11 protein-coding genes are annotated in these 11,204 nt (G+C 71.0%); 3 read left to right on the top strand and 8 right to left on the bottom strand.

Translation table 11 applies throughout. The annotated features are described in order from the left end of the window. Positions 1–2 precede the first annotated feature (2 nt). The gene (locus MAA44156_RS00590) at positions 3–683 is read right to left on the bottom strand and encodes a class I SAM-dependent methyltransferase (RefSeq protein ID WP_029248355.1); all 681 of its coding nucleotides are present in this window, start codon (positions 681–683) and stop codon (positions 3–5) included. Positions 684–693: 10 nt separating this feature from the next. Beyond that, the gene (locus MAA44156_RS00585) at positions 694–2,166 is read right to left on the bottom strand and encodes a glutamate-cysteine ligase family protein (protein ID WP_009974636.1); all 1,473 of its coding nucleotides are present in this window, start codon (positions 2,164–2,166) and stop codon (positions 694–696) included. A 166-nt stretch (positions 2,167–2,332) separates the two neighbouring features. On the opposite strand from MAA44156_RS00585, the gene glpK reads away from it, so the two are divergent. Continuing rightward, complete coding sequence (gene glpK / locus MAA44156_RS00580) at positions 2,333–3,799, top strand: glycerol kinase GlpK (protein ID WP_230587355.1); 1,467 nt, start codon at positions 2,333–2,335, stop codon at positions 3,797–3,799. Positions 3,800–3,831: 32 nt separating this feature from the next. On the opposite strand, the gene MAA44156_RS00575 is transcribed toward glpK, so the two are convergent. Continuing rightward, positions 3,832–4,548: a PadR family transcriptional regulator gene (locus MAA44156_RS00575; protein ID WP_031355330.1), complete on the bottom strand. Its 717-nt coding sequence runs from the start codon at positions 4,546–4,548 to the stop codon at positions 3,832–3,834. A 205-nt stretch (positions 4,549–4,753) separates the two neighbouring features. Here MAA44156_RS00575 and MAA44156_RS00570 point away from each other — a divergent pair, with 205 nt between their 5' ends. After that, entirely contained in the window at positions 4,754–5,143 is a 390-nt protein-coding gene (locus MAA44156_RS00570; protein ID WP_009974640.1) for a hypothetical protein, read from the top strand. Here MAA44156_RS00570 and MAA44156_RS00565 read toward each other — a convergent pair. Continuing rightward, positions 5,140–5,952, bottom strand: coding sequence for an RDD family protein (locus tag MAA44156_RS00565; RefSeq protein ID WP_306460693.1), 813 nt, complete (start codon positions 5,950–5,952; stop codon positions 5,140–5,142). The two genes, MAA44156_RS00570 and MAA44156_RS00565, sit on opposite strands and share 4 nt — an antisense overlap. Positions 5,953–6,092: 140 nt before the next feature. On the opposite strand from MAA44156_RS00565, the gene MAA44156_RS00560 reads away from it, so the two are divergent. Then, positions 6,093–7,085, top strand: a complete 993-nt coding sequence (locus tag MAA44156_RS00560) for a stage II sporulation protein M (RefSeq protein WP_003873342.1) — start codon at positions 6,093–6,095, stop codon at positions 7,083–7,085. 12 nt (positions 7,086–7,097) lie between these two features. Here MAA44156_RS00560 and MAA44156_RS00555 read toward each other — a convergent pair whose 3' ends face one another. From MAA44156_RS00555 to MAA44156_RS00540, 4 genes are read right to left on the bottom strand one after another with little or no spacing between them, the layout of a single operon-like run. Beyond that, positions 7,098–8,420: a DUF58 domain-containing protein gene (locus MAA44156_RS00555; RefSeq protein ID WP_009974645.1), complete on the bottom strand. Its 1,323-nt coding sequence runs from the start codon at positions 8,418–8,420 to the stop codon at positions 7,098–7,100. Continuing rightward, positions 8,417–9,400 (bottom strand): AAA family ATPase, encoded by a 984-nt coding sequence (locus tag MAA44156_RS00550; protein ID WP_009974647.1) that lies wholly within the window; start codon positions 9,398–9,400, stop codon positions 8,417–8,419. The genes MAA44156_RS00555 and MAA44156_RS00550 overlap by 4 nt, the downstream gene beginning before the upstream one ends. Then, the gene (locus MAA44156_RS00545; RefSeq protein WP_009974649.1) at positions 9,397–10,530 is read right to left on the bottom strand and encodes a DUF4350 domain-containing protein; all 1,134 of its coding nucleotides are present in this window, start codon (positions 10,528–10,530) and stop codon (positions 9,397–9,399) included. The genes MAA44156_RS00550 and MAA44156_RS00545 overlap by 4 nt, the downstream gene beginning before the upstream one ends. Further along, entirely contained in the window at positions 10,530–11,183 is a 654-nt protein-coding gene (locus MAA44156_RS00540) for a DUF4129 domain-containing protein (protein ID WP_009974650.1), read from the bottom strand. The genes MAA44156_RS00545 and MAA44156_RS00540 overlap by 1 nt, the downstream gene beginning before the upstream one ends. Between the last annotated feature and the right edge of the window lie 21 nt (positions 11,184–11,204).

Here is an 11,204-nt window from a genome sequence, read left to right as displayed (position 1 = left end):
GGCTACTGGGCCTTGTGCGCGGTCAGCAGGTACGCGGGCATCTTCATCCGGCCCCGCTCGTCGCGCTCATGCGCCGGGAATTCGAAAGGCGCATCGGCGATTTGGGGCACGTTCGAGACGATGAACGACGGGCGGATCTCGTCGATCACCCAGTATTTGCCCACCGCGGCGCGCAGCTCGTCCTCGTCGACCTCGTTGGGCTTGGGTTGCATCTCGGCGGGGAAGGCGCCCTTGGCGAACACCAGGATGAACAGGCTGGCGCCGGGGGCCGCCGCCCGGTGGATCGAGCGCAGGTAGCCGTCGCGGCCCTCGACCGGCAGCGAGTGAAACAGCGTGCTGTCGACCACCGTGGCGAACCGTCCGTCATAGCCGGTGAACGACGTGATGTCGGCCTGCACGAAGCTGGCCGTGGTCAGCCCGCGCTCGGCCGCCGCGCGGGTGGCCGCCGCGACGGCGGTGGGGGTCAGGTCGATGCCGACCACGGTGTAGCCGCGGGCGGCCAGCGCCAGGGACAGCTCGGCGAATCCGCAGCCGGCGTCCAGCACGTCGCTGCGGAACTTGCCCTGCTCGATCAGGGCGGCCAGTTCCGATTGCGGCTCACCGATGTTCCACGGCGGCGGGCCCTCGAAGTGGGCCTGTTCGCGATAGGCGCTGTCCCAGTCCATCACTTGATCAGACGACATGGTTCCCAAGCTACTCCCAGGTGTGCACCGGCTCGTTGGCGTGCATGTGCTCGCAGTACCGGCGCAGCATCTCGGCCAGCGCCGCCCGCCTGCTCAGGCCGCCGTCCTGCAGCGCCCGCACGGTGGCGACCTGCCAGCTGGCGCCGTTGCGCCCGGCGCGGGCGCGGCCGTCGATCACGCCCAGGAACCGGTCGCGCACCTCGGCATCCACCCCCCAGCGGCGCAGTCCCTCGTCGGCGATCGGCAGCAGCGTGTCCAGCACCAGCTCGCGCGCGCTCACCTCACCGAACCCGGGCCAGCGCAGCCGGGCGTCGATGCCGTGCCGCGCCGCGGTGAGGAAATTGGCTTCTGCCACAGCGAAATCCATGCGCTCCCACAGCGGGTCGTCGGCCTCGGACAGGCTGCGCAGCATGCCGTAGAAGAAGGCCGAGTTCGCCAGCATGTCGATGACGGTCGGCCCGGCCGGCAACACCCGGTTCTCCAGCCGCAGATGCGGGCGCCCGTCGGCGACGTCGTACACCGGGCGGTTCCACCGGTAGACGGTGCCGTTGTGCAGCCGCAACTCGGAAAGCTGCGGCGTGCGGCCGGCGGCCAGCTCGGCGACCGGGTCTTCGTCGGACACCTCGGGCAGCAGCGATCCGAAGTAGCGGATGTTCTCCGCGAACAGGTCGAGGACCGAATCGATCCAGCGCTCGCCGAACCACACTCTCGGCCGTACGCCTTGGGTTTTCAGCTCCTCCGGCCTGGTGTCGGTGGACTGGGCGAACAGCTCGATGCGGGTCTCGGCCCACAGCTGGTGCCCGAAGAAGAACGGCGAGTTGGCGCCCAGCGCCAACTGCGGGCCGGCGACGATCTGCGCCGCGTTCCAGTTGGCCGCGAACGTCTCGGCGGCCACCTGCAGATGCAGTTGCGTACTGGTGCAAGCGGATTCGGGCGCGATGGTCGCGGTGTGCCAGCTCAACGGCTCGGGACCGGAGATGTCGATCGGGATGTCCTCGCCGCGGGCGGTGAAGATCGAGTCGTTGAGCGCGGCATAGCGCGTCGATTCGCTCATCCAGTCGTGGTCCAGGTGTTCGGGCATCAGGGTGGGCAGGATGCCGATCATGACGATGTGCGCACCGCCGGCCGCGCCGGCCTTGGTCTCGGCCTCGTTCAGGCTGGCCCGCACCTCGGCCTCGAGATCCAGGCCGGTGTGCCCGGGCAGCGCGTGCGGCGGAACGTTGAACTCGATGTTGTAGGCGCCCAATTCGACCTGATATGCCGGATCGCCGATGGCGTCCAGCACGTGCCGGTTGGACATGGCCGGCTGGTAGTCGGCGTCGACCAGGTTGCACTCGATCTCCATGCCGGTCAGCGGCTGCTCGGACTCGAAGCACGACCGGGCGAGCATCGTCGCGAAGACGTCCAGACACAGCGCCACCTTGCGCCGGAATTCCCGCCGGTGTGCGCTGTCGTACGTGGTGCGCTTGACCTGTTCGCCCACACCGCAGATGCAACAGGGTTACCGACGGTAACGCAAGCTTGGTCGGTGGTGAGCGGGTAGACCATGATGGACTTCTGCCGCCGACGTGTCACCGAACAGGAGAGCTGTGGCCGAATTCGCCGAATTCATCGCCGCCATCGACCAGGGCACCACCAGCACGCGCTGCATGATCTTCGATCACCAGGGTGCCGAGGTGGCCCGCCATCAGCTCGAGCACGAGCAGATCCTGCCCCGGGCGGGCTGGGTCGAGCACGACCCGATCGAGATCTGGGAGCGCACCTCCTCGGTGTTGACGTCGGTGCTCAACCGCGCCAACCTGTCCGCGGAAAACCTTGCCGCGCTGGGCATCACGAATCAGCGCGAGACCACCCTGGTGTGGAACCGCAAGACCGGCCGGCCCTATTACAACGCGATCGTCTGGCAGGACACCCGGACCGACCGGATCGCGTCGGCGCTCGACCGCGACGGGCGCGGCCAGGTGATCCGCCGCAAGGCGGGACTGCCCCCGGCGACCTACTTCTCCGGGGCGAAGTTGCAATGGATCCTGGACAACGTCGACGGGGTGCGCGAGGCGGCCGAGCGCGGCGACGCGTTGTTCGGCACCGCCGACAGCTGGGTGTTGTGGCAGCTCACCGGGGGGCCGCGGGGCGGGGTGCACGCCACCGACGTGACCAACGCCAGCCGGACCATGCTGATGGACTTGGAGACGCTGGACTGGGACGACGAGCTGCTGTCGTTCTTCACCATCCCGCGCGCCATGCTGCCCGAGATCGGGCCGTCGTCGTCGCCGCGACCGTTCGGGGTGACCTCGGACACCGGGCCGGCCGGCGGCCGGATACCGATCACCGCCGTGCTGGGGGATCAGCACGCGGCGATGGTGGGCCAGGTCTGCCTGGCCGAGGGCGAAGCCAAAAACACCTACGGCACCGGGAATTTCCTGCTGCTCAACACCGGTGAGAGCATCGTGCGGTCCGAGCACGGATTGCTCACCACCGTGTGCTACCAGTTCGGCGACGCCAAACCCGTTTACGCACTTGAGGGTTCGATCGCGGTCACCGGCGCCGCCGTGCAGTGGCTGCGCGACCAGTTGGGCATCATCAGCGGCGCCGCGCAGAGCGAATCGCTGGCGCGGCAGGTCGACGACAACGGCGGCGTCTATTTCGTCCCCGCCTTTTCCGGGCTGTTCGCGCCCTACTGGCGTTCGGATGCGCGCGGCGCGATCGTCGGGCTGTCGCGGTTCGACACCAATGCCCACCTGGCGCGGGCGACGCTGGAGGCGATCTGCTATCAGAGTCGTGACGTGGTGGACGCGATGGCAGCGGATTCCGGTGTGCGCCTTGAAGTTTTGAAGGTCGACGGCGGCATCACCGGAAACGACCTGTGCATGCAGATCCAGGCCGATGTGTTGGGCGTGGACGTGGTGCGGCCGGTGGTGGCCGAGACCACCGCGCTGGGCGCGGCGTACGCGGCGGGCCTGGCGGTGGGGTTCTGGGCTGACCCGGGCGAGCTGCGGGCCAACTGGCGCGAAGACAAGCGCTGGACGCCGGCCTGGAGCGACGAGCAGCGCGCCGCGGGTTACGCGGGCTGGCGCAAGGCGGTGCAGCGGACCCTGGATTGGGCCGACGTCACGTGACGTGACCCGATCCAGGGCCCGCTCAAGGCAACTCAGTCCTCGCCGAGAATGCCGTAGATCTCGCGCCGCGCATTGTTGAGGATGTCGACGATGCGCTGCTGTTGCTCGGGGCTCGCGGTGTGGGCGGACTGCCCGACCGCGCCGAACAACTGACCGATGGCCGCCCGCAGGTTCATGTGACCGGGGTCGGCGCCCTCGGCGATCTCGTCCCACGGCGGGGTCTCGATTTTCTCCGCGGCCGCGCGCCCGTCGTCGGTCAGCTCGAAAAGCTTTTTGCTGCCGTCGGTTTCGGTCGCGGTGATCAGGCCCTCGTCGGCGAGCAGCTGCAGCGTCGGGTACACCGAGCCGGGGCTGGGCTTCCACAGCCCGTTGCTGCGCTCGGCGATCAGCTGGATCATCTCGTAGCCGTGCATCGGGCGCTCGGCCAGCAGTGCCAACACGGCGGCGCGCACGTCACCGCGCTTGCCGCGACCCGGGCCGCCACGGCGCCATGCGCCGCGCGGGCCGCCCGGACCGAAGCCGAAGCCCGGTCCGAACGCGGGGCCGAAGCCAGGCCCGAATCCGGGACCGAAGCCCAGCGGTCCGTCGTGGCCGCCGGCGTGCTCGCGCAGATGTTCGCGGAAATCCCGCCGGGCCTGGCGGCGCGCCTCGTGCAGGGCGCGGCGGTCAACCCGGCCGGGCCCGAAGCCGAAGCCGAAGCCGGGGCGGGCGCCGAAGGGTCCGTCGGGGGGAGTGAAGGGGTTGCTCATGGTTTTCGTCCTTACGTTCGTGGGTTTGCGCACCGGACGTGCGCTTCGAAACATCACGATATATCGCAAACTAACGCGATGCAACGGGATATGTTGGTCGAGTTTGGCTGCAGCCCTCTGACCTGCATAAACGGTCCACAATCCGGGATCTCCTCGGCCGCCCGACGCGGTTTGCACCCGGCAGACGGCGCGTAGGAACTAACAGATGGACGCAAACGACAAGCTCACGGTCGACGGCGGAACTGCGGGTGCGGTCGCGTCCGGGCGGCCCGGCCGCCCCGGGGGCCGCAACGTGTGGCCGTGGGTCAACTGGGGACTGGCGCTGGCGACGGTGCCCGCCGCCGCGATCGTGATGCTGTTCGCGCTCGGCGCGGTGATGAGCACCGACGGGTGCAGCGACCGCAGTTGCCCCAACCTGGGCCACGGCGGGATCGATTTCGGCGTCGCGTTCTACGGCGCACCGGCGGTGGCCGTCGTCGTCATCATCGTCTCGTTCTTGACCGCCAAACGCCGCGGCGGCATTGCCGTTCCGCTGTGCGGGTGGGCGTTGCTGATCGCAGACGTCGCCCTGATGGCCGCCAGCGTGTCCAGCTAGCGCGGCGGCGTGAAGCCTGCCGAAAACCCTTCCGGCGGACCGGGATTCGCTGGCCCCGGGGCCGGCCACTGCGGTGCGGGCCCGGAGCCGGGCCAGGCCGGCGGATAGCCGGGTGCGGGCCAGGGTGCGGGCGGGCGCAGCCGGGCCAGCTCGCGGCGGTGCCGTTCGGCGAGCACGGCGGCCAGCACCAATTCCGGTGGAGCGCCGGGCGGCGGCGGCGGAGCGATGCGGGCCACCACGTCGCCGGCGATCCGGTAGGCCATTTGCAGCCGCAGCCCGGGATCGAGTTGTGCTGCCCTGGAAAGGAATTGGCGGGCGACCTCGGCCTGGCCGCTGGACAGTCCGGACAGCTGCAGCGACGACGCCCACCAGGCCAGCGACGGCGGCATCGCCGGCGGGGGCCCCAGCCGGGGTCCGCGTTCGTTGACCACCACGGTGCCGGCGAAGATGTCGCCGATCCGTTTCGCCTTGGGCGACAGGATGCTGCAGATGACGGCCGGGCTGCCGAACAGCATCCAGATCTCCACCAGCGAGGCCAGCGCCCGAAACAGCGCTTGGCGGAAGCGTTCCGGGCCGCCGTCGTCGGACACCACGCGCAGCCCCAGCGCGATCTTGCCCACCGAGCGTCCGCGCGTTGCGGTTTCGAGGATCAGCGGGTAGCCGACGATCACCAGCACCGTGAAGATCAGCAGGATGGCGTTGCTCAGCGCGGTGTCGAATTGGGTCAGGGTGGCGGCCCACAGCATCAGCCCCAGCAGGTAGCCGACGACGATCACGGCGATGTCGATCAGCGCGCTGAGCGCCCGCACCGGCAGCTGGGCGATCTGCACGTCGAGCACCACGGCGTCCCCGGTCACCACCTCCGACATAACTGGAACGGTACAGGCTGGGCGGTGAGCCGGGGCCGGGCGGACTTTGCCCGGACCGCGCGACGATTAGGCTGCCCAGGGTGGACGTCGATGCCTTCGTGCTGGCCCATCGCCCGACCTGGGACCGCCTGGACCGCTTGGTCGGGCGGCGCCGGTCGCTGTCCGGCGCCGAGATCGATGAGCTGGTCGAGCTTTACCAGCGGGTGTCCACCCACCTGTCGATGCTGCGCTCGGCGTCCTCGGATTCGATGCTGGTCGGCCGGTTGTCCAGTCTGGTGGCGCGGGCCCGCTCGGCGGTGACCGCCGCCCACGCCCCGCTGAGCAGCACCTTCGTCCGGTTCTGGACGGTGTCGTTCCCCGTCGTCGCCTACCGGTCCTGGCGGTGGTGGGTGGCCACCGGGGCGGCGTTCTTCGCGGTGGTGGTGATCGTCGCGCTGTGGGTGGCCGGCAACCCCGAGGTGCAGTCGGCGCTCGGAACCCCAAGCGACATCGACCAATTGGTCAATCACGACGTCGAGTCGTATTACAGCGAGCATCCCGCCGCCGCGTTCGCGCTGCAGATCTGGGTGAACAACTCCTGGGTTTCGGCCCAGTGCATCGCGCTGTCGGTGGTGCTGGGATTGCCGATTCCTTTGGTGCTGTTCGAGAACGCCGCCAACCTGGGGGTGATCGCCGGGCTGATGTTCCCGGCCGGCAAGGGCGGGCTGCTGCTGGGTCTGCTTGCCCCGCACGGGTTGCTGGAGCTCACTGCGGTATTCCTTGCCGGGGCAACGGGAATGCGGCTGGGTTGGTCGGTGATCTCGCCGGGCGACCGTCCCCGCGGGCAGGTGCTCGCCGAACAGGGCCGCGCCGTGGTGTCGGTGGCGGTGGGCCTGGTGGCGGTGCTGCTGGTGTCCGGGTTGATCGAAGCGCTGGTGACGCCGTCGCCGCTGCCGACGTTCGTGCGGGTCGGCATCGGCGTCGTCGCCGAGGCGGCGTTCCTGTGCTACATCGGCTACTTCGGCCGCCGCGGCGTCAAAGCCGGGGAAAGCGGTGACATCGAGGAAGCGCCCGACGTCGTCCCGACCGGCTGACCGGGGCGGGCGCTACAGCCGGCCGGTCGCCTTCATCGCCAGGTAGTGATCGGCGAGCGCGGGCGCCAGTTCGGCCGGTGCGGCGTCAACCACCTCCACCCCGCCGTGGCGCAGCCGGGCGGCGATCGCGGCGCGCTCGTTGCGGGACCGCTCGGCGGCGGCCGCGTCGTACACCGCCGCCGCATCCGAGCGACCGGCGGCCATCTGGTCCACCCGCGGGTCGGCGACCGCGGCCACCAGCAGGTGATGTTTCGCCGACAGTTGCGGCAGTACCGGCAGCAGGCCCTCGTCCAGGGCCGCCGCGTTGAGGTCGGTCAGCAACACCACCAGCGCCCGCCGGCGGGCCCGCAGTGCGATCGCGGAAACCATTGCCCGCCAGTCTGTTTCGACCAGGGTAGGCTGCAGCGGGGCCATCGCGTCGACCAGCTGGGCGAGCAGCTCGGTGCGCGAGGCGCCGAAGACGCCGGCCCGGCCGACCCGGTCGTGCGCCAGGAAGTCGACGTGGTCGCCGGCTCGCGACGCCAGCGCGGCCAGCAGCAGCGCGGCGTCCATCGACCAATCCAGCCGCGGCCAGCCGGCGGGATCGGCGGCGGTCGGGTCGACACCGACCCGGCCCGCCGCGGTGCGCCCGGTGTCGAGCACGATCACCACCCGCCGGTCGCGCTCGGGTCGCCAGGTGCGCACCACCACGTCGGCGCGCCGCGCGGTGGCGCGCCAGTCGATGGAGCGCACGTCGTCGCCGACGACATACTCACGCAGCGAATCGAATTCGGTGCCCCGCCCGCGCACCAGGGTGGGCAGCAGCCCGTCGATCTCGCGCAGCCGGGCCAGCCGCGACGGCAGGTGCTTGCGGGACAGGAACGGCGGCAGCACCCGCAACTGGCCGGGCACCGATTGCGACCCCTGCCGTCCGGCCAGGCCCAGCGGCCCGATGGAGCGGGCGGTGACCACCGTGGCCCGCTGGTCGCCGCGGCGCACCGGTTCCAGCCGGGTCGCGATGTGCTGGTGTTGACCGGCGGGGATGTCCACCGGGTGCAGGCGCGGCCGGGCCCGCGCGCTGGGCGGCCAGGCGTCGCGGATCTGGCCGCGGAACCGGCGCGGGCCGTCGTTGTGGATCAACAGCGCCGCGTCGGCGTGCTGGCCGAGCCGGGCCGAGCGGTCGGGGGAGCGGATGTAGCGCAGCCGCGCGGGGCTGGCCGCCAGCGCGGCGTCGACGGCCACCGCGACCGCCAGGGCCGCCAGCAGTGTCGTGAAAACCGTTGCGGGCCAAGGGGACAGGGCGATCGGCGGGACGCAGATCAGCGCGACCAGCCCGGTGCGTCCGGTCAGGATCACCGGGGCACCGGGACCGACGCCAGAATCCCGTCGAGCACACCGTCACAGGTTGCGCCCTCGAGTTCGGCCTCCGGGCGCAGCATCACCCGGTGCCGCAGCGTCGGGCGGGCCATGGCCTTGACGTCGTCGGGCGTGACGTAATTGCGGCCCGACAGCCACGACCAGGACCGGGCGGTGGCCAGCAGTGCGGTCGCCCCGCGCGGTGACACCCCCAGCTGCAGCGCCGGCGAGGAGCGGGTGGCGCCGACGATGTCGACGATGTAGCCCAGGACCTCGTCGGCGACCCGGACCTGCTGCACCGCGTCGCGGCCGGCCGCCAGGTCCGCGGGCCCGGCCACCGGGTGGACGACGGACAGGTCGCGCGGATCGAAGCCGTGTGCGTGCCGGTGCAGGATGGCGATCTCGGCCTCCCGCGGCGGCAGCGTCACATTCAGCTTGAGCAGAAAGCGGTCCAGCTGGGCCTCGGGCAGCTGGTAGGTGCCTTCGTATTCCACCGGGTTCTGGGTCGCGGCGACGATGAACGGTTCGGGCAGCGGCTGGGCCTCGCCCTCGACGCTGACCTGACGCTCTTCCATCGCCTCCAGCAGCGCGGCCTGCGTCTTGGGTGGGGTGCGGTTGATCTCGTCGGCCAGCAGCAGGTTGGTGAACACCGGCCCGGGCCGGAACACGAACGCGGCGGTGCGCGCGTCGTACACCAACGAGCCCGTGACGTCGCCGGGCATCAGGTCCGGGGTGAACTGCACCCGCTTGAACTCCAGCTGCAGGGCCGCGGCCAGCGCCCGCACCAGCAGCGTCTTCGCCACTCCCGGAACGCCTTCCAGCAGCACGTGGCCGCGGCACAGCAGCGCGATGACCAGGCCGCTGACCACGCCCTCCTGTCCGACGACCGCCTTGGCGAGCTCGGCGCGCAACGCCAGCAGCGCCTCTCGTGCCGATTCAGCGGTGGGGCTGGCGGTGACCGGTTGCGTCGGTTGCGTCACGGGTGTGCGACCTGCCTTTCGATGTCGTCGAGCGCACGGGCAAGTTGTAACAGGTCGTGGTCGGTCGTCGGCGGCGGGCCGAACAGGTGGTAGGAGACCCAGCCCGGATCGGAGCCGGTGCGCTGGGCGGCGGTGGACACCACCGCCTCCGGGGTGGCGCCGCCGGCCAGGCCGAGCTTGGGGGTCAGCCGCTGCAGCGCGGCGGTGCGCAAGGCCGCGGCGGCGCGATCGCGCGCCCGCCGGGACCGATACAGCCGGCCGCGGCCCTCGACGGTCTCCGAGGCGCGCACCACCACCGGCAACTCCTCGGCCACCAGCGGTCCGGGCCGGCGGCCCCGCCACACCGCGACCAGCAGCACCACCACCGCCAGCTGGCCGACGACCCAGTACACGTTGGCCGGGATCAAATCCAAAATCGTTGCCTTCGAAGATGATTCACCTTCGACGAAGTGGGGCGCGTACCAGACCAGCCGGGGCCGGCCCCCGGCCAGGTTCATGGCCAGCGCGGCGTTGCCGGCCTGCAGCAGGCTGCCGTTGGTCATGAAGTCGGTGCTGCCCACCGCCGTGATGGCGCGTCCGCCGTCGCGGAACCGGATCAGCGCGCCGTCGTAGCAGCGGGTCATCGCCCGGCCGTCTTCGGATTCAAAGGTGGTGGCACGCCCGAACCGCACCGACCCGGCCCGAACCGCTTCGCGCAGAGTGCAATTCGGGTCGCTGTCGAAGCCGTTGGTCCCCGAGATCCGCACGCCGGGCAGCAGCGCCTTGCGGGCCTCGGTGGTCGGTTCCACCAGCAGCAGATCGGACCGGATCCGGGCCAGCCGGTCCAGCACCGAGTCGGCCAGGTACTGGCTCTGGGCCACCAGGATCAGGGCGTCCGGGCGCGCCGCGGATTCGACGTCGGCGATGTGGTCGGCGACCACGACGTCGACTCCGCCGTCGCGCAGCAGCGCCACCAGCGCGTGGGCGCCGTCGGGATCGGTTGACGCCGCGTCCATCCGGGTGCCGGGCCGCGGCGCGCTCAGGTAGGCGTCCACACCGGCGATGACGGCCAGCACCAGCAGCGTGGCCAGCACCCAGCGCCAGGAGCGCCGGCGCCGCGGCGCGGTGGCGGTGGCGGTGGTCGTCGCCATCAGCGCACCTGGGCCCAGGACTCGGCGACGACGGGTTGGCCGGGCGGCGGTGTGACACCCTGCCAGCGGGAACGCAGGTGCTCGTCCAGGTCGGCGATCAGCTGGTAGGCGGCCTGGGTTCCGGGCTGCTCGCCGTAGGTGACGTCGTTGAAAGCCGTTGCGGCTTGCGCTAATTCGCCGGCCAGATGCGGCAAGGCGGCGCCGGCGTCGCGGGCCAGCTCGTTGGCGGTCCGGCCCGGGGCGGCGGTGAGCACGCCGGTCTCCTCGAGCTGGCGGGCCACGGCGCGCAGCCGGTGCCGGATCGCGGCGGCCCAATCACGTTCGGCGGCGCAGCTTTCGGCCGTCGCGCGGTGCTGGGCGGCGGTCAGCGGGGCGGCTTCGAACAACAGGTGGTCACCGCCGCGGCGGGTGCGCATGGTGCGGCGCAGGATGTGCACGGCGACCACCGCCGCGATCGCGAGCAGGAGGAAAAGCACGGTGGCGGTGAGCCATCCGCCCGGAACGGTGGAGATCTTCTGCAGCATCCGGTAGATCGCGTCGTTGAGCCAGGCGACGAGCTGGCTGGGCGTGGAGCCCTTGGAGTAGATCGGCTTGTGCAGTTCGTCCGCGGCGGCGCGGTGCGCGGCATCGCGGTCGATGTCGATGGAAGGCATCCTGCGCTAGTCCTCGCTCCG

Origin of the sequence: Mycobacterium avium subsp. avium (genome assembly GCF_009741445.1) — a bacterium.
Classification (GTDB): Bacteria; Actinomycetota; Actinomycetes; order Mycobacteriales; family Mycobacteriaceae; genus Mycobacterium; species Mycobacterium avium.
Note: the sequence above shows the minus strand (reverse complement) of the source record. Positions and strands in the feature narration are given on the sequence as shown.